Origin of the sequence: Enterococcus sp. AZ095b, assembly GCF_051714725.1 — a bacterium.
Lineage (GTDB): Bacteria > Bacillota > Bacilli > Lactobacillales > Enterococcaceae > Enterococcus_B > Enterococcus_B pernyi.
This window is the reverse complement of sequence record NZ_JBIOSL010000001.1, coordinates 80,968-106,332: the sequence shown is the minus strand read 5'-3', so window position 1 is coordinate 106,332 and position 25,365 is coordinate 80,968. Positions and strand designations below refer to the sequence as shown.

The window sequence follows — 25,365 nt, the reverse complement described above, 5'->3', positions numbered from 1 at the left end:
ATGAGAGGCACTCATTAAACACGACGGCGTTTTGGAGGGCGGGCACCATTATGAGGAACTGGAGTCACGTCACGAATTGCAGTCACTTCTAAACCTGTTGCTTGTAATGAACGAATTGCTGCTTCACGTCCAGAACCAGGTCCCTTAACTGTTACTTCAACAGTTTTTAATCCGTGTTCCATTGCTGCTTTTGTAGCTGTTTCTGCTGCCATTTGAGCGGCAAAAGGAGTTGATTTTTTGCTTCCTTTGAAACCTAATGAACCAGCTGATGACCACGCTAAAGCATTTCCGTGAGTATCAGTGATCATGATGATTGTGTTGTTGAATGTAGAGTGGATATGTGCAATCCCAGCTTCTATATTCTTTTTCACACGGCGTTTACGATTCACTTTTTTTGCTACCATGAAGATTTAACCTCCTTCACTTAAGAATTATTTTTTCTTGCCAGCGATAGCGCGAGCTGGGCCTTTACGAGTACGTGCATTGTTTTTCGTGTTTTGTCCACGAACAGGCAATCCACGACGGTGACGGATTCCACGGTAAGAACCGATTTCCATCAAGCGTTTGATGTTTAAGTTCACTTCACGACGAAGATCCCCTTCAACTTTTAATTTATCTACTTCTGCACGGATAGCATCTGTTTGTTCATTCGTTAATTCACGAACGCGAACATCTTCAGATACGCCAGCATTAGCTAAGATTTGTTTCGCAGTAGTGTTACCAATACCATAGATATAAGTAAGTGAAACTACTACACGTTTATCACGAGGAATATCTACTCCTGCAATACGAGCCATATTTAGTGCACCTCCATTTATCCTTGACGTTGTTTATGTTTTGGATTTGCTGGGCAAATCACCATAACGCGTCCTTTACGACGAATTACTTTACAATGTTCACACATTGGTTTTACTGATGGTCTTACTTTCATGATAATACCTCCTGTAGTTTTACGGAGTACAATTATTTAAAGCGATAAGTAATACGGCCACGGTTTAAATCATATGGAGACAATTCAACCGTCACTTTGTCACCAGGTAGAATACGAATGTAGTGCATACGAATTTTACCTGAAACAGTAGCAAGAACTTGGTGTCCGTTTTCTAGTTCAACTTTAAACATTGCATTCGGCAAAGTTTCGACGACTGTACCTTCGACTTCAATCATATCTTCTTTTGCCACGCACAGTACCTCCTTGTACTTGTTTCGCATTTTCACACGATAAAATGGCGGAAACTGCAGTTCCCACCTCAAAATTCTCAAAATGGATCATCTAGAGGATTCTCTAGAAGTCGGACTGACATATTCTATCATAATTTATTGAACTTGACAAGAGTAACTGCTTAATGCAAGTCGGCTACGGGCAATCGTGCTATTTTTCAATGATTTTTTGGACATCAGTAAATACAGCATCGATTTCACGATCACCATCGATAGTGTGTAGCAAACCTTGTTCTTTATAATAAGCCAAGATTGGTTCACTATTTTTGATGTTGATAGCCAGACGATTTTTAACCGTCTCAGGTTTATCATCTTCTCTTTGATAGAATTCATGCCCACCACAACGATCACATGTGTCTTCAACTTTTGTAGGGTTGAAAATTTTATGGTAAGTTGCTCCACAGTTACGGCAAATGAAGCGGCCTGCTAAACGCTCAACCAAAACTTCTTCACCCACGTGGATATCGATGACAGCATCAATTTGTTTATTTAAATCTTTTAACATTGCATTTAGAGCTTCTGCTTGCTCGATTGTACGAGGAAAGCCATCTAATAAGAAGCCTTTCTCTGTATCGGGTTCTGCTAAACGCTCTTTTACGATTCCATTTGTTACTTCATCAGGAACTAATGCACCTTTATCCATATAAGACTTTGCTTCCAAGCCAAGAGCTGTTTCATTTTTGATAGCTGCACGAAACATATCTCCTGTTGAGATGTGAGGAATCCCATAAGCGTCAATGATTTTTTCAGCTTGTGTTCCTTTACCTGCACCTGGCAGCCCCATTAAAATGAGGTTCATTGCTTTCCCTCCTAATAAATGTGAGAACGTGTGTTGAGGAAAAACCTCAACACGCTTTCTTACTCAATAAAGCCAACATATTTACGTTTCAGCATTAAGCCTTCTAACTGTTTCGCAGTTTCTAAAGCCACACCGATCACGATCAACAGACTTGTACCACCTAACCCGATTGATTGTGGCAGATCCCAAATCATTTGTGCAATGATTGGTAATAACGCCACTAAACCAAGGAATAGTGCTCCGACTGTACTTAATCGCATCAATAAGCTTGAGACATACTCTTCAGTTCCCTTACCAGGGCGTACACTTGGTATATAGCTTCCTTGCTTTTGTAAGTTCTCCGCTAATTTCTCAGGGTTTACTTGAACAAAGGCATAGAAGAATGTAAATGCGACGATCAATACCGTATAAATCGTTGCGCCAGGCACCGTATTATAGTTAAAGATCTCCATCATTATTTTATACCAATTTTCAGATCCGAATCGGCCACTTAACGCTTGTAACACAGCATTTGGTGTCGCAATAAATGAACTTGCAAAGATAACCGGAATTACCCCAGCAGCATTTACTTTCAACGGTAGATAACTACTTGTTGGCGCACCTGCTATACGTTTTGTGTACTGAATCGGGATCTTACGTTCAGCTTGTTGGAAAAATGTTACGAATGTCACGATTGCTAGAACCGCAACTAGTAAGATGGCAACGAAAATTGCAGATCTCCAGATATCGGAAGAATTGATATTTACGAAGTAATCTTCATAAATTTCACGTACACTTTCCGGTAATCTCGAAATGATCCCTGCAAAGATGATCATTGACACACCGTTACCGATACCTTTTTCAGTGATTTGTTCACCCAACCAAGTAACAAACATCGTTCCTGCAGTTAAGATCAAACCGATCGTTACATAAGTAGAGACATTTGGATTGTTGACAAAACCTAATTGAGCGTATTGGTTAAATCCTGCTGTGATACCGACAGATTGGATAAATGCCAATACTAACGTCAAATATCTTGTTGCCTGATTCAACTTTTTACGACCAACTTCACCTTGTTTCGACCATTCCACAAAACGTGGCACGATATCCATTTGTAATAATTGGATAACGATCGAAGCAGTAATGTAAGGCGAAACCCCCATCGAAAAGATCGAGAAGTTTTGCATTGCACTACCACTTACCAAGTTCAACATGTTGAAAAACGGTAAGCTAGATAGGTCTTGTAATGAGCTTGCATTTACGCCGGGAACAGTGATATGTGCCCCTAAACGAAAAACAAAGAGAACAAATACAGTAAAAAGGATTTTCGATCTAATATCTTTGACCTTAAAAGCGTCTTTTAATAGTTTAAGCATTAGATCACCTCAACAGAGCCACCAGCCGCTTCGATTGCTTCTTGTGCTGCTTTTGAGAATTTAGCTGCTTTCACAGTTAACTTTTTGTTCAATTCTCCGTTAGCTAAAACTTTGATTCCAGCTTTTTCGTTTTTCACGATTCCAGCTTCTACTAAAGCAACAGGAGTTACTTCAGCTCCGTCTTCAAAGCGATTCAAGACATCTAAATTAACGACTGCGTAGTCCTTACGGTTAACATTTGTAAATCCACGTTTTGGTAAACGACGGAACAATGGTGTTTGTCCCCCTTCGAATCCTAGACGTACACCACCGCCTGAACGAGCTTTTTGTCCTTTTTGACCACGTCCGGCAGTTTTTCCGTTACCTGAAGAAGTACCACGACCAACACGGTTACGTACTTGGCGTGAACCTTCAGCGGGTTTTAATTCATGAAGTTTCATAGGTTTGGCACCTCCTTAATTGTCCTAGTTCTTATTTTATTTGTTTAATTAAACTTCTTCAACGTCCACTAAGTGAGAAACAGTGTTGATCATGCCTTTGATTGCTTCATTAGCAGGCTTAACCACAGAACTGTTAATCTTTGTAAGACCTAACGCTTTAACAGTATCGCGTTGGTTTTGAGGACGTCCGATAATACTGCGTTTTAAAGTTACTTTTAATTCAGCCATTATGTTTGTCCTCCTTATCCGATTAATTCTTCCACTGATTTGCCGCGTAGAGCTGCAACTTCTTCAGCACGTTTTAATTGTTTCAAACCTTCAACAGTTGCGCGAACAACGTTGATTGGTGTGTTTGAGCCTAAAGATTTAGAAGTGATATCTGCTACCCCTGCTAATTCTAATACGGCACGAACTGGTCCACCAGCAGCAACCCCAGAACCTTCAACAGCAGGTTTCATTAGGATTCTACCACCACTAAAAGCACCGATTACTTCGTGTGGGATTGTTGAACCAACCATAGGTACTTCAACTAAGTTTTTCTTCGCATCTTCAATTGCTTTACGGATCGCTTCAGGTACTTCTTGTGCTTTACCAGTACCAAATCCTACGTGTCCGTTTTTGTCACCGACAACAACTAAAGCAGCAAAACGTAGACGACGTCCACCTTTAACAACTTTTGTTACACGGTTAATTGCAACAACGCGGTCTTCTAATTCCAAATGTTTTGGATCGATATAAACCATGAATGGTATTCCTCCTTCTTCTAAAATTCTAGTCCATTTTCGCGAGCAGCTTCAGCTAAAGCTTGCACACGGCCATGGTAAAGGTATCCACCACGGTCAAAGACTACGACTTTAATGCCTTTTTCAGTTGCGCGTTCAGCAACTAATTTACCGACAGCTTGTGCTGCTTCTGTTTTTGTTCCACCTGAAATTTCTTTATCCAAGGTAGAGGCACTTGCTAGCGTTACACCCGCTACGTCATCAATAAGTTGCGCGTAGATGTTTTTGTTAGAACGAAAAACGTTCAAGCGTGGGCGCTCAGCAGTACCAGAGATAGTGTTACGTACACGACGGTGTCTCTTTTGACGTGTTTTGTTCTTATCTGGTTTTGTAATCACAATTGTCACCTCTTTATTTTTATTTTTTCTACTGTCAGACAGTAGAAATGATCAGTTTTGAAAAAATAGAAGCTGCGGCACAAGTAAACTCTCTCTTAATGAAGAAATACTTCAGCAAAATCCTTTTTTCCTGCTGCTGGCTTCTATGAAATTTTTCGAAACGATTATTTACCAGTTTTACCTTCTTTACGGCGTACGAATTCGCCAACATAACGAATACCTTTACCTTTATAAGGTTCTGGAGGACGAGTACCACGGATGTTCGCAGCTAATTCGCCAACTTCTTCTTTGTTCGCACCCTTCACAATTACTTGTGTGTTAGATGGGACTTCAACAGTCACGCCAGCTGGTGGTGTGATTTCTACTGGATGTGAGTAACCAACGTTCAATACAAGTTTTGTTCCTTGCATTTGCGCACGGTACCCAACCCCGATTAATTCTAATCCTTTTTGGAAACCTTCACTAACACCTACAACCATGTTGTTGAAGTTAGCACGAGTTGTTCCATGGATAGTTTTCATTTCTTTACTGTCATTTGGACGAGTGAATGTCACTTCATTTCCTTCGATATTCATTTTGATATCAGCAGAAAATGTACGAGTCAATTCCCCTTTTGGTCCTTTAACTGTAACGTTGTTTCCATCTTGAGTGATAGTTACACCTTCAGGGATCACAACGATCTTATTTCCAATACGGCTCACTTAAAGACACCTCCTTGTAGATTCTACTTGATTACCATACGTAAGCGATAACTTCGCCGCCGATGTTTTTCTCACGAGCTTCTTTATCAGTGACAACACCTTCAGAAGTCGAAATAATAGCGATACCTAAGCCATTTAAAACTTTTGGCACTTCGCCAGCTTTAACATAAACACGTAAGCCTGGTTTAGAAATACGTTTTAAGTTTGTAATAACACGTTCGCCGCTTTTACCAAATTTTAGGAAAACGCGGATCACGCCTTGCTTGTCATCTTCGATATATTCAACATCACGGACGAAACCTTCACGTTTCAAGATTTCAGCGATGTCACGTTTAATTTTTGATGCAGGAACTTCTAAAGCCTCATGTTTAACCATGTTTGCATTACGGATACGAGTTAGAAAATCTGCAATTGGATCTGTCATGACCATTGAACTTTTACCTCCTTCTTATGCGAATTTACTTTTTTACCAGCTAGCTTTCTTCACGCCGGGAATTTGACCTTTATAGGCAAGTTCGCGGAAGCAAATACGGCAAAGATGGAACTTACGATAAACTGAATGTGGACGTCCGCAACGTTCGCAACGAGTGTAAGCTTGTGTTGAGTGTTTTGCAGGACGTTTGTTTTTAGCAATCATTGATTTTTTAGCCACGTAGTTCGCCTCCTTTAATTATTTTTGGAATGGCATGCCTAATTGTGTCAACAACTCACGAGATTCTTCATCTGTGTTCGCTGTCGTTACAATGACGATGTCCATACCACGTACTTTATCTACTAAATCATAATCTACTTCTGGGAAGATCAATTGTTCTTTAATACCTAAAGTGTAGTTTCCACGACCATCAAAGGCTTTTTTACTTACACCATGGAAGTCACGTACACGTGGTAGAGAAACTGATACTAATTTATCTAAAAATTCGTACATTCTTTCTCCGCGTAAGGTAACTTTTGCTCCAATTGGCATTCCTTCACGTAAACGGAATCCAGCGATTGATTTTTTAGCTTTTGTGATCATTGGTTTTTGTCCAGTGATCAAAGTTAGTTCTTCAACTGCTTTGTCTAAGTTTTTAGCGTTTGATACCGCATCACCAACACCCATGTTGATGACGATCTTTTCAACTTTAGGTGTTTGCATAACAGAGCTATAGTCAAATTTTTCCATCAATGATGGAGTTACTTCTTTAAGATATTTTTCTTTTAGGCGGTTCATTCAGTAAGACCCTCCTTCCTTAAACTTTTTATTTATCTAAAACTTCACCGGTTTTTTTAGAAACACGGACTTTTTTTCCGTCTACTTCTTTGTAGCCAACTCGGCCAGCTACACCAGTAGAGTCGATGACCATCACGTTAGAAACGTGAAGTGGCGCTTCCATCTCAACAATTCCACCTTGAGGAGCAGCTTGAGAAGGTTTTTGGTGTTTTTTGATCATGTTCACACCTTCGACAACCACTTTATCCTGTTTAGGAAACGCTGCTAATACAACGCCTTCTTTGTTTTTGTCTTTACCGGTGATCACTTTAACTTTATCGCCTTTTTTAACAAACATAACTGTTTCGCACCTCCTTTGTTAAGTGTCTCAAGATTATAAAACTTCTGGTGCTAGAGAAACGATCTTCATGAAGTTGTTTTCACGTAGTTCACGTGCAACTGGCCCAAAGATACGTGTTCCACGAGGGCTTTTATCATCACGAATAATCACTGCAGCATTTTCATCAAACTTGATATATGAACCGTCTGCACGACGAGCTCCTGATTTTGTACGAACGATAACGGCTTTAACGACGTCACCTTTTTTGACAACCCCACCTGGCGTTGCTTGTTTAACCGTAGCAACGATCACATCACCGATATTCGCAGTTTTGCGACCAGATCCGCCAAGGACTTTGATCGTCAAAATTTCACGTGCGCCTGAATTATCAGCGATTCTTAAACGACTTTCTGCTTGGATCACGTTGTGTATCCTCCTTTCAGATTTTGCATTCAATCTATATAGGAAAATCTCGTGTTATTAGATAATAACTGCTTCTTCGACTATTTCCAACAAACGGAAACGTTTTGTAGCTGATAATGGACGAGTTTCCATAATTCTCACGATGTCGCCAACTTTTGCTGTGTTGTTTTCATCATGTACTTTGTACTTCTTAGAATAGTTCATACGTTTACCGTAGATAGGGTGGTTTTTCTTTGTTTCGACAGCAACGGTAATTGTTTTATCCATTTTGTCTGATACCACGCGACCTTGATAAACTTTGCGTTGATTTCTTTCTTCAGTCATACGCTTAATGGCCTCCTTCCATAATTACTTAGCTTGTTCACGCAAAACTGTTTTGATGCGTGCAATCGATTTACGTACTTCTTTAATACGTGCAGTGTTTTCTAATTGACCTGTTGCTAATTGGAATCTAAGATTAAACAATTCTTCTTTTAATTGTTTTTCTTGATCAAGCATTTCGGCAGTGGTTAATTCTCTGATTTCTTTAACCTTCATTCGATTCACCACCCATTTCCTCACGTTTTACGATCTTAGTTTTCATTGGTAATTTGTGGGAAGCTAAACGTAATGCTTCACGAGCTACTTCTTCAGAAACGCCTGCAATTTCAAACATGATTTTACCACGTTTTACTGGTGCAACCCATCCTTCAGGAGCCCCTTTACCTTTACCCATACGAACGCCGATCGCTTTAGATGTATATGATTTATGAGGGAAAATTTTGATCCATACTTTCCCGCCACGTTTCATGTAACGAGTCATAGCAATACGAGAAGCTTCGATCTGACGGTTTGTGATCCAGTGTGATTCAACAGCTTGTAAGCCGTATTCACCGAATGCTACTTCTTTTCCGCCTTTTGCTTCACCGCGCATTTTTCCGCGGAATTCACGACGGTGTTTTACACGTTTAGGTACTAACATGTTTATTTCCCTCCTTTCTCAGTGTTTTTTTTAGTTGGAAGAATTTCTCCACGATAGATCCACACTTTAACTCCTAGTTTTCCGTATGTTGTATCTGCTTCTTCCCATGCGTAATCAATATCCGCACGCAAAGTGTGAAGAGGAACTGTTCCTTCTGAGTATCCTTCTGAACGAGCGATATCCGCACCGTTTAGACGTCCAGATACTTGAGTTTTGATCCCTTTAGCGCCAGAACGCATTGAACGTTGGATCGCTTGTTTTTGAGCGCGACGGAATGCAACACGGTTTTCTAATTGACGTGCAATTCCTTCACCTACTAATTTAGCATCTAAATCTGGTTTTTTGATTTCCACGATGTTGATATGGATTCTTTTACCAGTTAATTTGTTTAATTCTTTTCTTAGGTTTTCGACTTCAGATCCGCCTTTACCAATAACCATACCTGGTTTAGCTGTGTGGATTGAAATGTTTACGCGGCCAGTTGCGCGTTCGATTTCAATTGTTGATACAGCAGCATCAGCAAGTCTAGTTGAAATAAATTTACGGATTCTTAAATCTTCGTGTAAGAACTCTGCATACTCTTTTTCAGCAAACCATTTTGCATCCCAGTCGCGGATGATGCCTACACGCATTCCAATTGGATGTACTTTTTGACCCACAGATTATCCCTCCTTATTTTTCTGATACGACTACCGTGATATGACTTGTACGTTTGTTGATTGGTGAAGCTGAACCTTTTGCACGTGGACGGAAACGTTTCATTGTTGGTCCTTCGTTAACAAATGCTTCAGATACTACCAAGTTCTCAACATCTAAGTCAAAGTTGTTTTCTGCATTTGCAATTGCTGACATCAATACTTTCTCGATGATCCCAGCAGATTTGTTTGGTGTGAATTTCAAAATTGAAATTGCATCCGCAACACTTTTACCTCTGATAAGGTCAATTACTAGACGCGCTTTACGAGGTGAAGTGCGAACTGTTTTTGCAGTTGCTTTAGCTGATGTGATTTGTTCTGCCATTTGCTTTTATCCTCCCCTCGAATTAGCGTCTCGTTTTCTTGTCGTCAGCGACATGCCCACGATAAGTTCTAGTTGGTGCGAATTCACCTAATTTGTGTCCTACCATATCTTCTTGGATGTAAACTGGTACGTGTTTACGTCCATCGTATACTGCGATGGTATATCCAACAAAACTTGGGAAAATTGTCGAACGACGAGACCAAGTTTTGATTACTTTTTTCTTTTCGGCCCCTGCTTGAGCTTCAACTTTACTCATTAAATGCTCATCAACGAAAGGCCCTTTCTTTAAACTACGACCCATGGTGAACCTCCTCTCAAAATGTGCGACACATGGTCAAAGTAATTATTTATTTTTACGACGAACGATAAGTTTGTCTGATTTAGCTTTCTTGTTACGAGTTTTGTAACCAAGAGCTGGTTGACCCCAAGGAGAAACTGGAGCTTTACGTCCGATTGGAGCTTTACCTTCACCACCACCGTGTGGGTGATCGTTAGGGTTCATTACGCTACCACGTACAGTTGGGCGTTTACGCATCCAACGAGAGCGGCCAGCTTTACCAATATTGATAAGTTCGTGTTGTTCGTTACCTACAGAACCGATTGTTGCACGGCATGCAGCTAAGATCATGCGAACTTCACCAGAGTTCAAGCGGATCAATACGTATTTGCCTTCTTTACCAAGTACTTGAGCACTTGTACCAGCAGAACGGATCAATTGTCCACCTTTACCAGGTTTCATTTCAATATTGTGGATCACAGTACCAACTGGAATGTTTTCTAAAGGAAGAGCATTTCCGACTTTGATATCTGCTTCAGGACCTGAAACAAGTTTCATTCCAACTTGTAGTCCTTTTGGTGCTAAGATGTAAGCTTTCACTCCATCTTCATAATGTACTAACGCGATGTTAGCTGAACGGTTTGGATCATATTCGATCGTTTGAACAGTAGCAACAACGTTGTCTTTGTTACGTTTGAAATCGATCACGCGGTATTGGCGTTTGTGTCCGCCACCTTGATGACGTACAGTGATGCGGCCGTTGTTATTACGTCCAGCATGGTTTTTCAATGGCTGTAACAATGTTTTTTCAGGTGTTGATGTTGTGATTTCAGCAAAATCAGAACCTGTCATGTTACGACGGCCATTTGTGGTAGGTTTGTACTTTTTAATCGCCACGTTTTCCCCTCCTAATTTAATCAGTTATCGAGTGTTGCTTATTCAGCAGCTTCGAATAATTGGATTTCTTTTGAATCTTCAGTCAATGTAACGATCGCTTTGCGACGTTTTTTTGTATATCCTGCATATTTGCCCATACGTTTGAATTTCGCACGTACGTTCACGATGTTCACGTTTTTGACTTTCACGTCAAAAGCAGCTTCAACCGCTTGTTTTACTAAAGTTTTGTTTGCGCGAGTGTCTACTTCGAAAGTATATTTCTTGTCATCCATGGCAAGCATTGATTTCTCAGTGATCACTGGGCGTTTGATTACGTCTAGTAAGTTCATTATGCAAGCACCTCCTCAATTTGAGTAAGAGCAGTTTGTGTTGCTAAAACTTTTGTATTTGATACAACATCTAGAACGCTAACGTTGTCAGAAGTTACTACAGAAACGTTTGATAAGTTACGTGCAGATAAAGCTGCAAAGTCGTTACCAGGTTCTAGTACAACCAATACTTTAGAGTCAATAGATAATTTAGCAAGAACTTCTTTGAATTCTTTTGTTTTTGGTGCATCAAAGCTTAATCCTTCGATTGCTACCAAGTTGTTTTCTGCAACTTTTTCTGATAATACAGATTTCATTGCTAAACGACGAACTTTTTTAGGAAGTTTGTAGCTGTAAGAACGTGGTGTTGGTCCGAAGACTACGCCACCTCCACGCCATTGCGGTGAACGGATTGATCCTTGACGAGCACGACCAGTTCCTTTTTGACGCCATGGTTTACGGCCACCGCCTCGAACAGCGCTACGGTTTTTAACCGCATGTGTTCCTTGTCTTAATGATGCGCGTTGCATAACGATTGCGTCGTAAACAACACTTTCATTTGGTTCAATTCCGAAGATTTCTTCGTTAAGAGTGATTTCACCGTTTTGGCTTCCATCTTGTTTGAATAATGCTACATTCGGCATTCCTTAGTTCCTCCTTTCTTCCTACTATTATTTAGCTTTCACAGCTGATTTGATAGTGATTAATGATTTTTTCGCTCCAGGAACGTTACCTTTGATCAAGATTACGTTTCTTTCAGCATCTACACGTACAACTTCCAAGTTTTGGATAGTTACGCGGTTGCCACCCATACGGCCAGCAAGACGTTTGTTTTTGAATACACGGTTAGGTGCAACTGGACCCATTGACCCAGGACGACGATGGTAGCGAGAACCGTGAGCCATTGGTCCGCGGCTTTGGCCGTGACGTTTGATAACCCCTTGGAATCCTTTACCTTTCGTAGTACCTGTTACATCAATAATGTCTCCTGCTTGGAAAACATCAACTGTAATTTCTTTTCCTACTTCATATTCTCCTAGCTCAACATTTTTGAATTCACGAATGAAGCGCTTAGGAGCCGTGTTTGCTTTTGCAACATGACCTTTCGCAGGTTTGTTTGATAAAACTTCACGTTTGTCTTGGTAACCAACTTGAATAGCTTCGTAGCCATCAGTTTCCATTGTTTTTACTTGTAGTACTACGTTTGGCGTAGCTTCTACAACAGTAACTGGAATTAATTCGCCAGATTCAGTGAAGATTTGTGTCATTCCCACTTTTTTCCCTAAGATTCCTTTGGTCATGAGTACACCTCCATTATTATTAGTTTAGTTTTTATAGTTTGATTTCGATGTTAACACCTGATGGTAAGTCAAGCTTCATTAAAGCATCAACTGTTTTTGGTGTTGGGTTCACAATGTCGATAAGACGTTTGTGTGTACGCATTTCGAATTGTTCGCGTGAATCTTTGTATTTGTGAGTCGCACGAATAACTGTGTAAAGACTGCGTTCAGTTGGTAATGGAATTGGACCAGAAACGCCAGCTCCAGTTCTTTTTGCAGTTTCCACGATTTTATCCGCTGATTGATCTAAAATACGGTGTTCATACGCTTTTAAACGGATACGAATTTTTTGTTTTGCCATCTTGTTCCCTCCTTCGCCTATTTTGAAAAGTAGACATAGCTCCACGAAAATTTCCGTCACGCTCGTTCGTGGCAAAGCGTCCGGGCGTGTCGCAACCTCTCGTTTCTTAGCCGACAAAATCATTTTGATTTCGTCTGTGCCATTCACCTAAGGTAAACGCACCTTTGTCATTATAATATATCTAAATTCACAACGCAAGGTTTTTTTGCTGTAAAAAACAATTTATTTTCATAAATTTTCATTCAATTAAAAAAAGAGAAATCCTCCTCTTTTTTATAGAAGGATTTGTGGTTTTTCCTTCCAATTTCCATTCTCCTATTTAGAGGAAAAAGGCAATTCACTACATATTAAGAATATTTTTGGATATTCCTCTCTTTCATAGCCTCTCCTCTAATCAATTGTTTGCTGAAATAAAAAAAGTTCGAGGCAAAGGATCAAGATCCTTACCTCGAACTTCAACGTCCGAATAAATGTTACTTTGTTAGGCTTAAAATGAATTAAGCTTTGATTTCTGTAACGACACCGGCACCAACTGTACGTCCGCCTTCACGGATTGAGAATTTAGTACCGTTTTCGATAGCGATTGGGTGGATTAATTCAACTTCCATTGTTACGTTGTCGCCAGGCATAACCATTTCAGTTCCTTCTGGTAATTCAACAACACCAGTTACGTCAGTCGTACGGAAGTAGAATTGTGGACGGTAGTTAGTGAAGAATGGAGTGTGACGTCCACCTTCTTCTTTAGTCAACACGTATACTTCTGCAGAGAATTTTGTATGAGGTGTGATTGTACCTGGTTTAGCTAAAACTTGACCACGTTGGATGTCTTCACGTGAAACACCACGTAATAACGCACCAATGTTATCGCCTGCTTCAGCGTAGTCTAATAATTTACGGAACATTTCAACACCAGTTACAGTTGTTTGAGCTGTTTCTTCTGCGATACCAACGATATCGATAACGTCACCAACACGAACTTGTCCACGTTCAACACGTCCTGTAGCAACAGTACCACGACCAGTGATTGAGAATACGTCCTCAACTGGCATCATGAATGGTTTGTCGTTATCACGTTCTGGAGTTGGGATATATTCGTCAACTGCAGCCATCAATTCAAGAATTTTTTCTTCGTATGAAGCGTCGCCTTCTAAAGCTCTTAAAGCTGAACCAGCGATTACAGGAACATCGTCACCAGGGAATTCGTATTCTGTTAATAGGTCACGAACTTCCATTTCAACTAATTCAAGTAATTCTTCGTCATCAACCATATCTACTTTGTTCAAGAATACAACGATGTATGGTACACCAACTTGACGAGATAATAGGATGTGTTCACGAGTTTGAGGCATAGGGCCGTCAGCAGCAGAAACAACTAAGATTGCTCCGTCCATTTGAGCAGCACCAGTGATCATGTTTTTAACGTAGTCCGCGTGTCCTGGGCAGTCAACGTGAGCATAGTGACGTGCGTCAGTTTCGTACTCAACGTGAGCTGTTGAGATAGTGATTCCGCGTTCGCGTTCTTCAGGAGCACCATCGATTTGATCGTAAGCCATTGCTTGGCCGCCGTTTTTCTTAGATAGTACAGTTGTGATTGCAGCTGTTAAAGTTGTTTTACCATGGTCAACGTGTCCGATAGTACCAATGTTAACGTGTGGTTTCGAACGGTCAAATTTTTCTTTTGCCATTTTAAAATATCCTCCCTAAAATTACAGTTTAATTTTTATTTGTCTGATAGGTATGTGATAGACAAAATTGCCGATCACATGCCCGTATCATCAAAAGTTATTTTACACGAAACTGCATAAAAAATACAGTCTCTAGATAAATCTCTTCACGAGACTACCTTGCTTTAAGAAATTATTCAGCTTTTCCGCCGTTTTTCTTAATGATTTCTTCTTGAACAGATTTCGGTACGTCTTCGTAGTGGTCAAATACCATCATGAATGTACCACGACCTTGAGTTGCTGAACGCAATGTAGTCGCGTATCCGAACATTTCTGCCAATGGAACGATTGCATTAACGATTTGTGAATTACCGTGTGCTTCCATTCCTTCGACACGTCCGCGTCGGCTTGTTACGTGTCCCATGATATCACCTAAGTAATCTTCTGGTACAGTAATCGTAACTTTCATCATTGGTTCAAGGATCACAGGACGTGCGTGTTTTGCAGCAGCTCTTAGAGCCATTGATGCAGCAACACGGAACGCTGTTTCATTTGAATCGACGTCATGGTATGAACCATCGTAAAGTTTTGCTTTGATATCCACTAATGGGTATCCAGCAAGAACACCGTTATTCATTGATTCTTCTAATCCTTTTTCAACTGCTGGGATGTATTCACGTGGAACCACACCACCAACGATTGCGTTTTCGAATTCGAAGCCTTTTCCTTCTTCGTTTGGTGTAAATTCAACCCATACGTGACCGTATTGACCTTTACCACCAGACTGACGTACAAATTTACCTTCCGCTTTTGTTGCTTCACGGAATGTTTCGCGGTAAGAAACTTGAGGCGCACCAACGTTTGCTTCAACTTTAAATTCGCGTTTCATACGGTCTACTAATACGTCCAAGTGCAACTCACCCATACCTGAGATAACTGTTTCACCTGTTTCAACGTTTGTTTCAACACGGAATGAAGGATCTTCTTCTGCAAGTTTTTGCAACGCAACACCCATTTTATCTTGGTCAGCTTTTGATTTAGGCTCAACAGCGACTTGGATAACTGGTTCTGGGAATTCGATTGATTCAAGGATAACTGGTGCATCTAATGCACACAATGTGTCCCCTGTTGTTGTATCTTTCAATCCAACAGCAGCGGCGATATCACCTGAATACACTTTGTCGATTTCTTGACGTGTGTTTGCGTGCATTTGTAGGATACGACCGATACGCTCTTTTTTGCCTTTTGATGCGTTCAATACGTATGAACCACTTTCAAGGACACCAGAGTAGACACGGAAGAAAGTTAGACGACCTACGAATGGGTCAGTCATTACTTTAAATGCTAATGAAGCAAAAGGAGCTTCGTCATCTGCAGGACGAGTTGTTTCTTCGTCTGTTTTTGAGTCAATACCTTTGATTGCTTCAATATCAAGTGGTGATGGCAAGTAATCAAGAACAGCATCCAACATCAATTGGACCCCTTTATTCTTGAATGCTGAACCAGCTAACACAGGGAAGAACTCAACGTTGATTGTTGCACGACGGATACCGGCAATCAATTCTTCTTGAGTGATTTCTTCACCTTCAAGATATTTCATCATTAGTTCTTCGTCTGTTTCAGCAACAGCTTCGACTAATTTTTCACGCCATTCTTGTGCTTGTTCTGCATATTCTTCAGGAATTTCAGTTTCTTGGATGTCTGTGCCTAGATCGTTTGTGTAGATCTCTGCTTTCATCGTTACCAAGTCAATGATACCTGTGAAGTTATCTTCAGAACCGATTGGCAATTGGATTGGATGCGCGTTCGCTTGTAAACGATCGTGCAATGATTTTACTGAGTATAAGAAGTCTGCACCGATTTTATCCATTTTGTTACAGAATACGATACGAGGTACTCGGTACTCAGTTGCTTGACGCCAAACAGTTTCAGTTTGAGGTTCAACACCTGATTGTGCATCAAGTACAGTTACAGCACCATCCAATACACGTAGAGAACGTTGAACTTCGATTGTGAAGTCTACGTGTCCTGGTGTATCGATGATATTTACGCGGTAACCTTTCCACTGCGCAGTAGTGGCAGCAGATGTAATCGTGATACCACGTTCTTGTTCTTGTTCCATCCAGTCCATCTGTGAAGCTCCTTCGTGAGTTTCACCGATTTTATGGATTTTACCAGTATAGTACAAGATACGCTCTGTTGTTGTAGTTTTACCTGCATCAACGTGAGCCATGATACCAATATTACGAGTTTTTTCTAGCGAAAATTCTCTTGCCATTTTCTTACTCCTCTCTTTGTTTAAATCGATTGTAAATTGACTTTCTGCTGTGGGATTAGCCGACAGACAGAGAGGATCTTACCAACGATAATGAGCAAATGCGCGGTTCGCGTCTGCCATTTTGTGTGTGTCTTCGCGTTTTTTAACAGAAGCTCCAGTATTGTTTGCAGCGTCCATGATTTCTTTCGCTAAGCGTTCTTCCATTGTGTGTTCACCGCGCAAGCGAGCGTAGTTAACTACCCAACGTAGCGCTAAAGTCGTACGACGTTCAGGGCGAACTTCAACTGGTACTTGATAGTTTGAACCCCCAACACGACGTGCTTTAACTTCAAGAACAGGCATAACATTGTTCATTGCTTGTTCAAACACTTCTAATGGATCGTTACCTGTAGATTCTTTGATCAAATCAAAGGCATTATAGATAATATTAGCAGCAACACCGCGTTTTCCGTCAACCATTACACGGTTGATCAAGCGAGTTACTAATTTTGAGTTATAAATAGGATCTGGTAAAACATCACGTTTTGCAACAGGACCTTTACGTGGCATCCGTAACTCCTCCTTCCGAAATATTCTTCATAGTTGATCGAACGACTATTATATAGTAGGTTCGATTTTCATTTGTAGTAAATAATTAAAATTAAGCTTTAGGTCTTTTCGTACCGTATTTAGAACGGCTTTGTTTACGGTCGTTCACACCAGCAGTATCTAGTGCACCACGAACGATATGATAACGTACCCCTGGTAAGTCTTTTACACGTCCACCGCGTAATAGTACCACGCTATGCTCTTGTAAATTGTGACCAATCCCTGGGATATAAGCAGTAACTTCAATTAAGTTTGACAAACGAACACGAGCATATTTACGTAAAGCTGAGTTCGGTTTTTTAGGTGTCATTGTTCCCACACGTGTAGCTACCCCACGTTTTTGAGGAGAGTTCACGTTTGTTTGAGTTTTCTTAAAGCTGTTATATCCTTTGTTCAAAGCAGGTGAATTAGATTTTTCCACCTTTGATTTACGAGGTTTACGTACTAATTGGTTAATTGTAGGCATTCCTAGTTCCTCCTTCCCACGATTCACATCTAGTTCCACACATCCAGGTGGTTCTTTTTTTGCGATAAAAAATAAATGCAGTTATGCATCTTTATCAAATATGCTTTGATAAACAGTCAGCACGTCTCTTAACAGAGACCTGTAGATAAAGCACCTTGGTTAGAATATCACGGATAAAAAAGAATGTCAACCAAACATATACATTTTTTTCTATCCTATAAAAATTGTGTTATGCTCTCTATCTTTTTCGATTAAATCAAGCTAAAATAGCAGTTAAAGAGCTATAAAAATGCTGGAGGGATAGAAATGAACTTAAAGCAATTAGTAGGCATTAAAGCTGCAGAATTTGTTGAAGATGGCATGATCGTTGGACTTGGAACTGGTTCTACTGCCTATTATATGGTAGAAGAAATTGGCCGACGCATGCGCGAAGAAGGATTGAAAATCACTGGTGTCACTACTTCTAGCGGTACAAAAGCACAAGCAGAAAGCTTAGGTATCCCTTTGAAAAGTATTGATGAAGTCCCAGTCGTCGATTTGACGATCGATGGTGCCGATGAAATCAGTGCCGATTTTCAGGGGATCAAAGGTGGCGGTGCTGCTCTTTTATTTGAAAAGATCGTTGCATCTTATTCAAAACAAACGATCTGGATCGTCGATGGATCAAAAATGGTGGATCAACTTGGGCGCTTTCCACTCCCTGTCGAAGTCATCCCCTATGGTTCTCAACAACTGATGCGTCTTTTTAAAGAAAAAAACTATCAGCCTGTATTACGTCAAACAGAAACTGGTGAGACCGTCGTAACAGATAGTGGGCACTATATTATTGACCTTCATTTAGAACGAATCGAAGATCCCGAAAAATTAGCGACTTATTTGGATCAATTAGTCGGTGTCGTCGAACACGGCTTGTTTTTAAATATGGTTTCAAAGGTTGTCGTTGCCTCTGAAAATGGCGTGTCTGTACTCGATACTCCCTTTCAAAAATAATGCGAAAGAGATTCGTTGAAAATGCCTAAAAAAACTATCTTTTTCAGTTACTTTATGCTACATTTTTACTTGTCTCAAACACTTAGAAAACTTTGCTAGAAAGGAATCACCATGAAGATTATCGGTTATGCACGTACAACTATTAATGATGTCGATTCGACGGCTCAAATGCAAAAACTCTCTGATTTTGGTTGTCACGAAATTTTTCACGAAACGTATGGTCAAAAAGACAGTTTATCTGACGCCATTTGTTTAGAAAAAGTCATCGAAAAAATGGAGCAAGGCGATACATTAGTGATTTGCCAGCTTCATCATCTAGGAAAATCGACAAGACAACTAACAGAATTCACGAAATTATTTAAAGACCGTGGGTTACATCTAGTCAGCATCACAGAAAAAATCGATACTCGCGAACCTATGGGGACGGTCTACTTCCAATTGATGGAAGGATTAGCTGAGATGGAGTGTGCATTGATCAAAGAACGCACGCTGATTGGATTAGATGAAGCACGCAAAAAAGGAAAAATCGGCGGACGACCAAAAATCGATGCCAAAACAATCAAAAAAATTCGTCGTCTCTACTATGAAAAGAAAGAAACGATCCAATTTATTTCTTCAAAATGTGGCGTTTCAGTCGGCACTTGCTACAAATATATCAACCTACCTGAAAAAGAGCTTCAGCAATTATTCAATTAATTAGCAAGTACAAACCCGTTGATTTCAATAATTGATCGAAAGAACCCACACTAAACAAACAGAAATTATTTTACTTAATAGATAAAAAGGTTGTCAAACAAGTTTTTTGAGTGAAAGCTCTGTAATAACGCTTGTTTACAGCCTTTTTTTTAGTTCGTCTGTGGTCTTTTAAACAAACAGCTTTCATTTTACAATGGAAATCTTATGAAAAACATTGTACAATAAGGCAGAACTGAAATTTTCAGAAATAACACTTATTTTAAAGGAGAGTTAAACATGCCAAAATTAGTTTTTTCTCGTCACGGTCTTAGCGAATGGAATGCATTGAACCAATTTACTGGTTGGGCAGATGTAAACCTAGCACCAGAAGGAATCGAAGAAGCAAAAGAAGGCGGACGTAAAATCAAAGAAGCTGGAATCGAATTTGATGTTGCTTATACTTCTGTATTAACTCGTGCCATCAAAACTTGTAACTTGATTTTAGAATACTCAGATCAACTTTGGGTACCACAAATCAAATCATGGCGCTTGAACGAACGTCATTATGGTAAATTACAAGGATTAAATAAAAAAGAAACAGCAGAAAAATATGGTGACGAACAAGTTCACATCTGGCGTCGTTCATACGACACTCTTCCTCCATTAATGGAAGCAACTGATGAAGGTTCAGCAGCAAACGATCGTCGTTATGCAATGTTAGACAAACGCGACGTACCTGGTGGAGAAAACTTGAAAGTTACTTTAGAACGCGCATTGCCATTCTGGCAAGACGAAATTGCACCAGCTTTGTTAGACAACAAAACTGTCTTAGTTGCTGCACATGGTAACTCTTTGCGTGCATTAGCAAAACACATCGAAGGAATCTCTGATGAAGACATCATGGATCTTGAAATCCCAACAGGTCAACCACTTGTTTATGAATTAAACGACGACTTGACTGTCATCAAAAAATACTACTTATAATAGATATTCTATTGTAAGTATGACAGCCTCCTCACCTCCTATTATTGTAAGAGATGAAGGGGCTGTTTTTTTAGACATTGGATAAACTGTAGTCTTAGCTCTTTAATGCTCAGAGTATCAATGTTACTAGGTAAAGAATCTTATTCTTCATATACAAGTAATGACTAAAAAATAATATAGACACTACCCACATTATTCCCCAAGCGATAGTGTCCACTTTCTTTAATGTTTTATTGTTAATACTCATCTAACTAAACGAATAAATAGTAAGATTGACATCTAAACTTATATACTACTTAATGTGAAATTGTCTATTCAATAAAGTAGATGAAGATGATTATGTAAAAAATATGCTCATACTTTTAAATAAGAACTACATCTCAATTGTAATAATTCCTAACTCAATCCCACGTACTACAGCTGTAACGGTAGAGTGAACATTTAACTTGTTGAAAATGTGTTGCATATGAGTTGAAACCGTCCGTCAACTACTATAAATAATTTCAGCAATTTCTTGTTGGCTCTTACCTTGAGCTACCAACTGCAAAATTTTTTTTTCCGTTTTTGTTAAACTTACATATATTTTTTCATATTCTGGAAAAATAGTATCTCCCCCATTTACTAGATGAATCTTCGTCACGAGATCTTCCACTGAACTTGTTTTATTGACAAATGCTTTTGCCCCCATGTTTATTGCTTCTTCATAATTTCTTATCAATGTGCTACCTGAAAGAAACATTAGTTTTGTTTCTGGAAACAACTTGAGTATTTTTTCCCCTTCTTCTAATCCATTTTTCTCACCTAACCGAATATCCATCAACACAATATCTGGTTTTTCTTGCTTGACTACTTCAAGACAATCTTTACGGTGATTACATGTAACAAAGTGATCAAAATACTTCCTTAAATATAATTCAAGGCTTTGTAAAAAAAGTTCATGGTCATCAAATAAGATAATTTTCATTACTATCTGTCATCCCTTTCGATTTAAATCGATGAAATACTCCGATAATTCTAAATAAAAACACAGTGCTATTTCTAAAGAGCATTGGTAATTTATATAAGGTGTGGAGAATAGCTAAGAAGATAAGCCAATAAATTCCCTTGAAAACTTTTTCTCAAGTTTCCTCTGTTGATTCAGTGACTATATTTATACCAAACTGTATCTCCCTGATAGTTCTCTATTACACAATAATTGAACACAAAAGCTTACAAAAAAACTCTCTATTTTTATTATATTTCATGCCTACTCGTTTTTAAATAGGTAAAACGAGAAATAAAATAACTCACATTGCTTATTTTAAAAAGCATTTTTTTATTCTACAATTAATGTTGTCAAGAGATAGAACAACTCAGCATTTTAAAATAGTGGATACTTTTACATACAAGAAATGCATACTTTGATACAAAAAACACTATTATAAAATAAATAATTTTTTTGGAAAGAAGGAATAATTGATCATGAAAAAAATGTTAAAGAAGTATTTTATTGCTAATTTGGGACTACTCTGTATTTTATCCGTCATATTCCCCTCAACCTTAACCGCTTATGCTTCCGAGCTTCCAGAAGAACAAAAAGCTACTGTAACACGTGTTTCAAATGATACGTGGCTAGCGTTTGAACAAGAGTTCAATCAAATGATTCAATCAAAAAAACAATTAACCGGAAATACTTCACTTTCTGAAGAAGAAGCATTTTACTTAATAAACAAATACGATGGGGCGCAATCAACTGTCTATATTTCAGGCAGAGCTTCCTACTCAGAAATGTTTAAAACAGGGGGTTATAATGCTTTTGCTTCTTCAAAATCTTCCATGGCTAATCTTCGCGACGACTATGGAACCTGTGCAACGTTACTACAATCTGTAGGGGTTCTCGGAGGAGCAATGGCTGGAGGACCAGCAGGCGCATTACTTGGATTAATTGGCTCTACAATATTAGGTACTCGCTTTAGAGATGCAAATTCTGATATGAAGAAATGGATCAATGTTGGATCATCAAAAGGTGGCTGTCGCATCACAGCTACAGATGAGTTCCCTATTGCAAGTTTGAATACACTAACACAAAGTCCAATTCAAAAGCTATGATCTTAGGAAAGATTTTAATAGTGGTAGTCTATCTCTTCTCGCTATACAGCTATTACTATTACAAGATCAAGAAAGGTAAGGAGACAAAATTAAGTAGAATCGGATTAGTTCTGTATACCTTGTTTGTTATGATTTGTCTTTGTATACTTTAAATTTCCTTTTTTAGGTTATGAATCAATCAGTAATCCATTCTGAATAACTCGAAAGATCCATAATATTAGACATTTTACTGATAGCCCAGCCTAGCTATTCTTTCTAAGCTGGGCTATTTATTAGCTCATAAATAGCGAGAGGACAAATAGATTATATAAGCTATGTAACATAATAGCAGGTAATATATTGTTGGTTTTCACGTATAGATATGTTGTAGCTAAAGTCAAAAATAGAATTTGGACCATTGCTAATAAATTTCCGCCATATGTAAAGCTATGCCCATAGAAAAACAATCCTGTTGAAACCAACCCATACACTATTTTTAACCAATTAGAATCAGTTATACTCAAAAATAGGTAACGGTAAACTATTCACTTATTAGGGCAATCACTATGACAGAAAATAGAACAACACTATCGTAATTTTGTGAGACTACTTCAAAACTACCAAATACAAGTACCATATATATAAAATTCATCACTAACAAAAGTAGCAAAGTGAATCCTACTTGTTTCATCATTGACATATTCAGACCTTGTAATGCTCGATTTAATTCGGACATGCAAAGTAAGTAAGTAAATAAATAAAATCATTATCAGATTTAGAATCAATTGGTTATTTTCTAATAATATGAGAATGGTCTTACTTCTTATTATTCCGAAGTTTGTTATACAAAAAATGGTTATCCAGACAGTTAGAATGATACTTTTATTTAGAGTTAACCGAATGTGATCTACCTTCATCTTGACCACCAATTAATCGAACGATGAGTCATCTTGTCCCCCTTCTCACCGTCTCCTGAAAAAGCAAGCAGTAATCGCATAGATAGTTAAAACACTGTCATTCTCTTTCTTATCGCATTCCTAACATATAATGCTTATATTTATTAAACAAACAATATCTTCTTATATCTCCCCTCCAATTTATCAACTTACTATGTAAAAGTACTGTTTGTTGTTTTCATCCTACTTTTCTCAATTATCTAAAAACATTAAGTATTACTTATTTTCATTATACCCCTTCCTTTTTTTGTATAGCAAGGTGCAGAGAAAGAAACCTATTAGTAAAATCTTGTACAGATAACATTTGTATTTTTTATCTACTAGTAACCTACAGTAACACTTACGCAAAAAGCGTAAAAGCCAAAATAGTTCCCTATTATGACTTTTACGTTTAATCAAATTCTTTCATTACAATTACTACCCTTGAATCGCCGTTTCCAATCCTACTTCAATCATGTCATTGAATGTTGTCTGACGTTCGCTGGCAGTTGTTTCTTCACCGGTGATCAGATGGTCACTGACCGTCATGATCGCTAATGTTTGCACTTGGTATTTTGCACCTAGATAATACAACGCAGCAGCTTCCATTTCCACGCCCATCACACCAAGTTCTGCTAACTTGAATGTCTCTGTCAAATCGTCTTTGTAGAAAGAATCTTCTGATAGTACATTGCCAACGTGTGTAGTAAAACCTTTTTCTTTCGCTACTTCGTATGCTTTCAACAACAAGTCAAAATCACAGATTGGTGGAAAATGGAACGCGTTGAAATTCTTTTCGATCATAGAAGAACTTGTCGCGGCTCCTTGTGCTAAGACCAAGTCACGAACGTGTACGTCTTTTGACAAGGCACCGCATGTGCCAACACGAATCAATTTTTTTACGTCATAGGAATTGACCAACTCATGCGCATAGATCATCGCTGAGGGCATACCCATTCCTGTTCCTTGAACAGAGACTCTTTCCCCTTTATACGTTCCAGTATAACCAAGCATACCGCGTACTTGGTTATAGCAAACGGGATTCTCTAAAAAAGTTTCTGCAATATACTTCGCTCTTAGTGGATCGCCAGGAAGTAAAATCTTGTCTGCGATTTCTCCTGGTTTTGCTTCAATATGAACACTCATTTCCGGACCTCTCAATCAATTTTTTATAGTAAAGAAAGTGTTTCTTTGATCAATGATTTAAATGTTTGTTTGACTCTCTCAGTTGTTTCAACGACTTCTTCGTGATTCAAGTTTGCTTGCATACCAGCAGCCAAGTTAGTGATACAAGAAATCCCTAAGACCTTCAATCCGCTATGAGCTGCAACAATGACTTCTGGTACAGTCGACATGCCCACTGCATCTGCACCCATCACGCGAGACATGCGAATCTCAGCTGGTGTTTCGTACGTTGGACCGGAATAGCCCATATACACGCCTTCTTTTAATTCTACGTCCAATGATGTCGCTGCTGCTTTTGCCATTTCGCGATACGCTTTTGTATAAGCTTCACTCATATCAGGGAAACGAGGCCCCATTTCTTCGTCATTAGGCCCAATCAATGGATTTTGACCTGTAAAGTTGATATGATCCGTGATCAGCATCAAATCACCTGGTGCAAATGATTCATTCACGCCACCACACGCATTGGTCACAACAACTGAATGCGCGCCTAGCGCAGCCATCACTCGCACAGGATAAGTGACTGTTTGCATCGAATGACCTTCATAAAAATGGAAACGTCCTTGCATCGCCAATACTTTTTTGCCTGAAAGTGTTCCGTAAACAAGTTGACCTGCATGTCCAACGACTGTCGAAGTTGGAAAGAACGGAATCTTATCATAAGGAATCACGATTGCTTCTTCGATCTCCTCTGCTAATTCACCTAAACCTGAACCTAAGATCATGCCAAAATCGATCGTTCCGACACCTTTGCTTTTGATAAACGCAGTCGTCTCTTGTAACATCTCATTTAATTTCATTGTTTTTCTCCTATATATAAAATTTTGATTATTCTATCTTA

At 39.1% G+C, this 25,365-nt stretch carries 38 protein-coding genes and 1 pseudogene; 4 read left to right on the top strand and 35 right to left on the bottom strand.

The window, feature by feature from the left end:
- Positions 1–14: 14 nt before the first annotated feature.
- The 31 genes from rpsK to rpsL all read right to left on the bottom strand — a co-directional run bounded on the left by rpsK (position 15) and on the right by rpsL (position 17,688).
- A complete protein-coding gene (rpsK, locus tag IGJ99_RS00550; protein WP_010734450.1) occupies positions 15–404 on the bottom strand; it encodes a 30S ribosomal protein S11 in 390 nt (129 codons plus the stop codon).
- A gap of 27 nt (positions 405–431) precedes the next feature.
- Positions 432–797, bottom strand: a complete 366-nt coding sequence (rpsM, locus tag IGJ99_RS00545; RefSeq protein ID WP_010734451.1) for a 30S ribosomal protein S13 — start codon at positions 795–797, stop codon at positions 432–434.
- A gap of 17 nt (positions 798–814) precedes the next feature.
- The gene (gene rpmJ / locus IGJ99_RS00540) at positions 815–931 is read right to left on the bottom strand and encodes a 50S ribosomal protein L36 (RefSeq protein WP_002288710.1); all 117 of its coding nucleotides are present in this window, start codon (positions 929–931) and stop codon (positions 815–817) included.
- Positions 932–963: 32 nt separating this feature from the next.
- Positions 964–1,182, bottom strand: a complete 219-nt coding sequence (gene infA, locus IGJ99_RS00535; protein WP_002288695.1) for a translation initiation factor IF-1 — start codon at positions 1,180–1,182, stop codon at positions 964–966.
- Between the two features lie 190 nt (positions 1,183–1,372).
- Complete coding sequence (locus tag IGJ99_RS00530) at positions 1,373–2,020, bottom strand: adenylate kinase (protein WP_023518902.1); 648 nt, start codon at positions 2,018–2,020, stop codon at positions 1,373–1,375.
- Between the two features lie 59 nt (positions 2,021–2,079).
- A complete protein-coding gene (gene secY, locus IGJ99_RS00525) occupies positions 2,080–3,375 on the bottom strand; it encodes a preprotein translocase subunit SecY (RefSeq protein WP_023518901.1) in 1,296 nt (431 codons plus the stop codon).
- Positions 3,375–3,815, bottom strand: a complete 441-nt coding sequence (rplO, locus tag IGJ99_RS00520; protein WP_010734454.1) for a 50S ribosomal protein L15 — start codon at positions 3,813–3,815, stop codon at positions 3,375–3,377. Before rplO ends, secY begins: the two co-directional genes overlap by 1 nt.
- Positions 3,816–3,863: 48 nt before the next feature.
- Positions 3,864–4,043: a 50S ribosomal protein L30 gene (gene rpmD / locus IGJ99_RS00515; protein ID WP_010734455.1), complete on the bottom strand. Its 180-nt coding sequence runs from the start codon at positions 4,041–4,043 to the stop codon at positions 3,864–3,866.
- Positions 4,044–4,057: 14 nt separating this feature from the next.
- Positions 4,058–4,558, bottom strand: a complete 501-nt coding sequence (gene rpsE, locus IGJ99_RS00510) for a 30S ribosomal protein S5 (RefSeq protein ID WP_010734456.1) — start codon at positions 4,556–4,558, stop codon at positions 4,058–4,060.
- A 20-nt stretch (positions 4,559–4,578) separates the two neighbouring features.
- The gene (rplR, locus tag IGJ99_RS00505; RefSeq protein ID WP_010734457.1) at positions 4,579–4,935 is read right to left on the bottom strand and encodes a 50S ribosomal protein L18; all 357 of its coding nucleotides are present in this window, start codon (positions 4,933–4,935) and stop codon (positions 4,579–4,581) included.
- A gap of 164 nt (positions 4,936–5,099) precedes the next feature.
- On the bottom strand, positions 5,100–5,636 hold the full coding sequence (gene rplF / locus IGJ99_RS00500; RefSeq protein WP_010734458.1) for a 50S ribosomal protein L6: 537 nt from the start codon (positions 5,634–5,636) through the stop codon (positions 5,100–5,102).
- 31 nt (positions 5,637–5,667) lie between these two features.
- Positions 5,668–6,066 carry a 30S ribosomal protein S8 gene (rpsH, locus tag IGJ99_RS00495; RefSeq protein WP_010734459.1) on the bottom strand — a complete coding sequence of 133 codons (399 nt, stop codon included), beginning with the start codon at positions 6,064–6,066 and terminating at the stop codon, positions 5,668–5,670.
- A 36-nt stretch (positions 6,067–6,102) separates the two neighbouring features.
- Positions 6,103–6,288 carry a type Z 30S ribosomal protein S14 gene (locus IGJ99_RS00490; RefSeq protein WP_002356214.1) on the bottom strand — a complete coding sequence of 62 codons (186 nt, stop codon included), beginning with the start codon at positions 6,286–6,288 and terminating at the stop codon, positions 6,103–6,105.
- Between the two features lie 18 nt (positions 6,289–6,306).
- Positions 6,307–6,846 carry a 50S ribosomal protein L5 gene (gene rplE, locus IGJ99_RS00485; protein ID WP_010734460.1) on the bottom strand — a complete coding sequence of 180 codons (540 nt, stop codon included), beginning with the start codon at positions 6,844–6,846 and terminating at the stop codon, positions 6,307–6,309.
- 28 nt (positions 6,847–6,874) lie between these two features.
- Positions 6,875–7,183 (bottom strand): 50S ribosomal protein L24, encoded by a 309-nt coding sequence (gene rplX, locus IGJ99_RS00480; RefSeq protein ID WP_010734461.1) that lies wholly within the window; start codon positions 7,181–7,183, stop codon positions 6,875–6,877.
- A 36-nt stretch (positions 7,184–7,219) separates the two neighbouring features.
- Complete coding sequence (gene rplN / locus IGJ99_RS00475; protein ID WP_010734462.1) at positions 7,220–7,588, bottom strand: 50S ribosomal protein L14; 369 nt, start codon at positions 7,586–7,588, stop codon at positions 7,220–7,222.
- Positions 7,589–7,645: 57 nt separating this feature from the next.
- Positions 7,646–7,912: a 30S ribosomal protein S17 gene (gene rpsQ / locus IGJ99_RS00470; RefSeq protein ID WP_010734463.1), complete on the bottom strand. Its 267-nt coding sequence runs from the start codon at positions 7,910–7,912 to the stop codon at positions 7,646–7,648.
- Between the two features lie 24 nt (positions 7,913–7,936).
- The gene (gene rpmC / locus IGJ99_RS00465) at positions 7,937–8,125 is read right to left on the bottom strand and encodes a 50S ribosomal protein L29 (RefSeq protein ID WP_002288664.1); all 189 of its coding nucleotides are present in this window, start codon (positions 8,123–8,125) and stop codon (positions 7,937–7,939) included.
- Entirely contained in the window at positions 8,115–8,549 is a 435-nt protein-coding gene (gene rplP, locus IGJ99_RS00460) for a 50S ribosomal protein L16 (RefSeq protein ID WP_010734464.1), read from the bottom strand. The genes rpmC and rplP overlap by 11 nt, the downstream gene beginning before the upstream one ends.
- 2 nt (positions 8,550–8,551) lie before the next feature.
- On the bottom strand, positions 8,552–9,208 hold the full coding sequence (gene rpsC, locus IGJ99_RS00455) for a 30S ribosomal protein S3 (protein ID WP_010734465.1): 657 nt from the start codon (positions 9,206–9,208) through the stop codon (positions 8,552–8,554).
- A 13-nt stretch (positions 9,209–9,221) separates the two neighbouring features.
- Entirely contained in the window at positions 9,222–9,569 is a 348-nt protein-coding gene (rplV, locus tag IGJ99_RS00450; protein WP_010734466.1) for a 50S ribosomal protein L22, read from the bottom strand.
- A gap of 22 nt (positions 9,570–9,591) precedes the next feature.
- Entirely contained in the window at positions 9,592–9,870 is a 279-nt protein-coding gene (gene rpsS / locus IGJ99_RS00445) for a 30S ribosomal protein S19 (RefSeq protein ID WP_010734467.1), read from the bottom strand.
- 42 nt (positions 9,871–9,912) lie between these two features.
- Positions 9,913–10,743 (bottom strand): 50S ribosomal protein L2, encoded by an 831-nt coding sequence (rplB, locus tag IGJ99_RS00440; RefSeq protein ID WP_010734468.1) that lies wholly within the window; start codon positions 10,741–10,743, stop codon positions 9,913–9,915.
- Between the two features lie 38 nt (positions 10,744–10,781).
- Positions 10,782–11,072, bottom strand: a complete 291-nt coding sequence (rplW, locus tag IGJ99_RS00435; protein ID WP_002290449.1) for a 50S ribosomal protein L23 — start codon at positions 11,070–11,072, stop codon at positions 10,782–10,784.
- A complete protein-coding gene (rplD, locus tag IGJ99_RS00430; RefSeq protein WP_010734469.1) occupies positions 11,072–11,695 on the bottom strand; it encodes a 50S ribosomal protein L4 in 624 nt (207 codons plus the stop codon). The genes rplW and rplD overlap by 1 nt, the downstream gene beginning before the upstream one ends.
- Positions 11,696–11,722: 27 nt before the next feature.
- Positions 11,723–12,352 carry a 50S ribosomal protein L3 gene (gene rplC, locus IGJ99_RS00425; RefSeq protein ID WP_010734470.1) on the bottom strand — a complete coding sequence of 210 codons (630 nt, stop codon included), beginning with the start codon at positions 12,350–12,352 and terminating at the stop codon, positions 11,723–11,725.
- Positions 12,353–12,383: 31 nt separating this feature from the next.
- Complete coding sequence (gene rpsJ / locus IGJ99_RS00420) at positions 12,384–12,692, bottom strand: 30S ribosomal protein S10 (protein WP_010734471.1); 309 nt, start codon at positions 12,690–12,692, stop codon at positions 12,384–12,386.
- Between the two features lie 497 nt (positions 12,693–13,189).
- Complete coding sequence (gene tuf / locus IGJ99_RS00415) at positions 13,190–14,377, bottom strand: elongation factor Tu (protein WP_010734472.1); 1,188 nt, start codon at positions 14,375–14,377, stop codon at positions 13,190–13,192.
- A gap of 172 nt (positions 14,378–14,549) precedes the next feature.
- Positions 14,550–16,634, bottom strand: coding sequence for an elongation factor G (gene fusA, locus IGJ99_RS00410; protein ID WP_010734473.1), 2,085 nt, complete (start codon positions 16,632–16,634; stop codon positions 14,550–14,552).
- Between the two features lie 78 nt (positions 16,635–16,712).
- The gene (gene rpsG / locus IGJ99_RS00405; RefSeq protein ID WP_010734474.1) at positions 16,713–17,183 is read right to left on the bottom strand and encodes a 30S ribosomal protein S7; all 471 of its coding nucleotides are present in this window, start codon (positions 17,181–17,183) and stop codon (positions 16,713–16,715) included.
- A gap of 91 nt (positions 17,184–17,274) precedes the next feature.
- The gene (gene rpsL, locus IGJ99_RS00400) at positions 17,275–17,688 is read right to left on the bottom strand and encodes a 30S ribosomal protein S12 (RefSeq protein ID WP_010734475.1); all 414 of its coding nucleotides are present in this window, start codon (positions 17,686–17,688) and stop codon (positions 17,275–17,277) included.
- Positions 17,689–17,994: 306 nt separating this feature from the next.
- Here rpsL and rpiA point away from each other — a divergent pair, with 306 nt between their 5' ends.
- The 3 genes from rpiA to IGJ99_RS00385 all read left to right on the top strand — a co-directional run bounded on the left by rpiA (position 17,995) and on the right by IGJ99_RS00385 (position 20,337).
- Positions 17,995–18,678, top strand: coding sequence for a ribose-5-phosphate isomerase RpiA (rpiA, locus tag IGJ99_RS00395; RefSeq protein WP_010734476.1), 684 nt, complete (start codon positions 17,995–17,997; stop codon positions 18,676–18,678).
- Between the two features lie 111 nt (positions 18,679–18,789).
- The gene (locus IGJ99_RS00390) at positions 18,790–19,374 is read left to right on the top strand and encodes a recombinase family protein (protein ID WP_010734477.1); all 585 of its coding nucleotides are present in this window, start codon (positions 18,790–18,792) and stop codon (positions 19,372–19,374) included.
- A 276-nt stretch (positions 19,375–19,650) separates the two neighbouring features.
- The gene (locus IGJ99_RS00385; protein WP_010734478.1) at positions 19,651–20,337 is read left to right on the top strand and encodes a 2,3-diphosphoglycerate-dependent phosphoglycerate mutase; all 687 of its coding nucleotides are present in this window, start codon (positions 19,651–19,653) and stop codon (positions 20,335–20,337) included.
- Between the two features lie 373 nt (positions 20,338–20,710).
- Here IGJ99_RS00385 and IGJ99_RS00380 read toward each other — a convergent pair.
- Positions 20,711–21,301 (bottom strand): annotated as a pseudogene (locus tag IGJ99_RS00380) (response regulator transcription factor).
- A gap of 497 nt (positions 21,302–21,798) precedes the next feature.
- Here IGJ99_RS00380 and IGJ99_RS00375 point away from each other — a divergent pair.
- Positions 21,799–22,425, top strand: a complete 627-nt coding sequence (locus IGJ99_RS00375) for a hypothetical protein (RefSeq protein WP_041684161.1) — start codon at positions 21,799–21,801, stop codon at positions 22,423–22,425.
- Between the two features lie 272 nt (positions 22,426–22,697).
- Here the strand turns inward: IGJ99_RS00375 and IGJ99_RS00370 are convergent, their stop codons facing one another.
- The 3 genes from IGJ99_RS00370 to IGJ99_RS00360 all read right to left on the bottom strand — a co-directional run bounded on the left by IGJ99_RS00370 (position 22,698) and on the right by IGJ99_RS00360 (position 25,324).
- The gene (locus tag IGJ99_RS00370; protein ID WP_080637952.1) at positions 22,698–22,949 is read right to left on the bottom strand and encodes a CPBP family glutamic-type intramembrane protease; all 252 of its coding nucleotides are present in this window, start codon (positions 22,947–22,949) and stop codon (positions 22,698–22,700) included.
- Between the two features lie 828 nt (positions 22,950–23,777).
- The gene (gene deoD / locus IGJ99_RS00365) at positions 23,778–24,485 is read right to left on the bottom strand and encodes a purine-nucleoside phosphorylase (protein WP_010734481.1); all 708 of its coding nucleotides are present in this window, start codon (positions 24,483–24,485) and stop codon (positions 23,778–23,780) included.
- Between the two features lie 23 nt (positions 24,486–24,508).
- Positions 24,509–25,324, bottom strand: coding sequence for a purine-nucleoside phosphorylase (locus tag IGJ99_RS00360; protein ID WP_010734482.1), 816 nt, complete (start codon positions 25,322–25,324; stop codon positions 24,509–24,511).
- Positions 25,325–25,365: the final 41 nt, after the last annotated feature.

What these genes read in the sequence shown, in the direction of transcription:
- rpsE (WP_010734456.1), bottom strand. Translation starts at nt 4,558, where the DNA reads ATGGTTTATATCGATCCAAAACATTTGGAATTAGAAGACCGCGTTGTT.
- deoD (WP_010734481.1), bottom strand. Translation starts at nt 24,485, where the DNA reads ATGAGTGTTCATATTGAAGCAAAACCAGGAGAAATCGCAGACAAGATT.
- fusA (WP_010734473.1), bottom strand. Translation starts at nt 16,634, where the DNA reads ATGGCAAGAGAATTTTCGCTAGAAAAAACTCGTAATATTGGTATCATG.
- rpiA (WP_010734476.1), top strand. Translation starts at nt 17,995, where the DNA reads ATGAACTTAAAGCAATTAGTAGGCATTAAAGCTGCAGAATTTGTTGAA.
- rpmJ (WP_002288710.1), bottom strand. Translation starts at nt 931, where the DNA reads ATGAAAGTAAGACCATCAGTAAAACCAATGTGTGAACATTGTAAAGTA.
- rplW (WP_002290449.1), bottom strand. Translation starts at nt 11,072, where the DNA reads ATGAACTTACTAGACGTAATCAAACGCCCAGTGATCACTGAGAAATCA.
- rpsG (WP_010734474.1), bottom strand. Translation starts at nt 17,183, where the DNA reads ATGCCACGTAAAGGTCCTGTTGCAAAACGTGATGTTTTACCAGATCCT.
- rpsL (WP_010734475.1), bottom strand. Translation starts at nt 17,688, where the DNA reads ATGCCTACAATTAACCAATTAGTACGTAAACCTCGTAAATCAAAGGTG.
- rplD (WP_010734469.1), bottom strand. Translation starts at nt 11,695, where the DNA reads ATGCCGAATGTAGCATTATTCAAACAAGATGGAAGCCAAAACGGTGAA.
- rplO (WP_010734454.1), bottom strand. Translation starts at nt 3,815, where the DNA reads ATGAAACTTCATGAATTAAAACCCGCTGAAGGTTCACGCCAAGTACGT.
- rplE (WP_010734460.1), bottom strand. Translation starts at nt 6,846, where the DNA reads ATGAACCGCCTAAAAGAAAAATATCTTAAAGAAGTAACTCCATCATTG.
- rpsM (WP_010734451.1), bottom strand. Translation starts at nt 797, where the DNA reads ATGGCTCGTATTGCAGGAGTAGATATTCCTCGTGATAAACGTGTAGTA.
- rplP (WP_010734464.1), bottom strand. Translation starts at nt 8,549, where the DNA reads ATGTTAGTACCTAAACGTGTAAAACACCGTCGTGAATTCCGCGGAAAA.
- rplV (WP_010734466.1), bottom strand. Translation starts at nt 9,569, where the DNA reads ATGGCAGAACAAATCACATCAGCTAAAGCAACTGCAAAAACAGTTCGC.
- rpsS (WP_010734467.1), bottom strand. Translation starts at nt 9,870, where the DNA reads ATGGGTCGTAGTTTAAAGAAAGGGCCTTTCGTTGATGAGCATTTAATG.
- IGJ99_RS00385 (WP_010734478.1), top strand. Translation starts at nt 19,651, where the DNA reads ATGCCAAAATTAGTTTTTTCTCGTCACGGTCTTAGCGAATGGAATGCA.
- rpsH (WP_010734459.1), bottom strand. Translation starts at nt 6,066, where the DNA reads ATGGTCATGACAGATCCAATTGCAGATTTTCTAACTCGTATCCGTAAT.
- IGJ99_RS00360 (WP_010734482.1), bottom strand. Translation starts at nt 25,324, where the DNA reads ATGAAATTAAATGAGATGTTACAAGAGACGACTGCGTTTATCAAAAGC.
- rpsQ (WP_010734463.1), bottom strand. Translation starts at nt 7,912, where the DNA reads ATGACTGAAGAAAGAAATCAACGCAAAGTTTATCAAGGTCGCGTGGTA.
- rplC (WP_010734470.1), bottom strand. Translation starts at nt 12,352, where the DNA reads ATGACCAAAGGAATCTTAGGGAAAAAAGTGGGAATGACACAAATCTTC.
- IGJ99_RS00390 (WP_010734477.1), top strand. Translation starts at nt 18,790, where the DNA reads ATGAAGATTATCGGTTATGCACGTACAACTATTAATGATGTCGATTCG.
- rpmD (WP_010734455.1), bottom strand. Translation starts at nt 4,043, where the DNA reads ATGGCTGAATTAAAAGTAACTTTAAAACGCAGTATTATCGGACGTCCT.
- IGJ99_RS00530 (WP_023518902.1), bottom strand. Translation starts at nt 2,020, where the DNA reads ATGAACCTCATTTTAATGGGGCTGCCAGGTGCAGGTAAAGGAACACAA.
- rpsK (WP_010734450.1), bottom strand. Translation starts at nt 404, where the DNA reads ATGGTAGCAAAAAAAGTGAATCGTAAACGCCGTGTGAAAAAGAATATA.
- secY (WP_023518901.1), bottom strand. Translation starts at nt 3,375, where the DNA reads ATGCTTAAACTATTAAAAGACGCTTTTAAGGTCAAAGATATTAGATCG.
- IGJ99_RS00375 (WP_041684161.1), top strand. Translation starts at nt 21,799, where the DNA reads ATGAAAAAAATGTTAAAGAAGTATTTTATTGCTAATTTGGGACTACTC.
- rplX (WP_010734461.1), bottom strand. Translation starts at nt 7,183, where the DNA reads ATGTTTGTTAAAAAAGGCGATAAAGTTAAAGTGATCACCGGTAAAGAC.
- rpsJ (WP_010734471.1), bottom strand. Translation starts at nt 12,692, where the DNA reads ATGGCAAAACAAAAAATTCGTATCCGTTTAAAAGCGTATGAACACCGT.
- rpmC (WP_002288664.1), bottom strand. Translation starts at nt 8,125, where the DNA reads ATGAAGGTTAAAGAAATCAGAGAATTAACCACTGCCGAAATGCTTGAT.
- tuf (WP_010734472.1), bottom strand. Translation starts at nt 14,377, where the DNA reads ATGGCAAAAGAAAAATTTGACCGTTCGAAACCACACGTTAACATTGGT.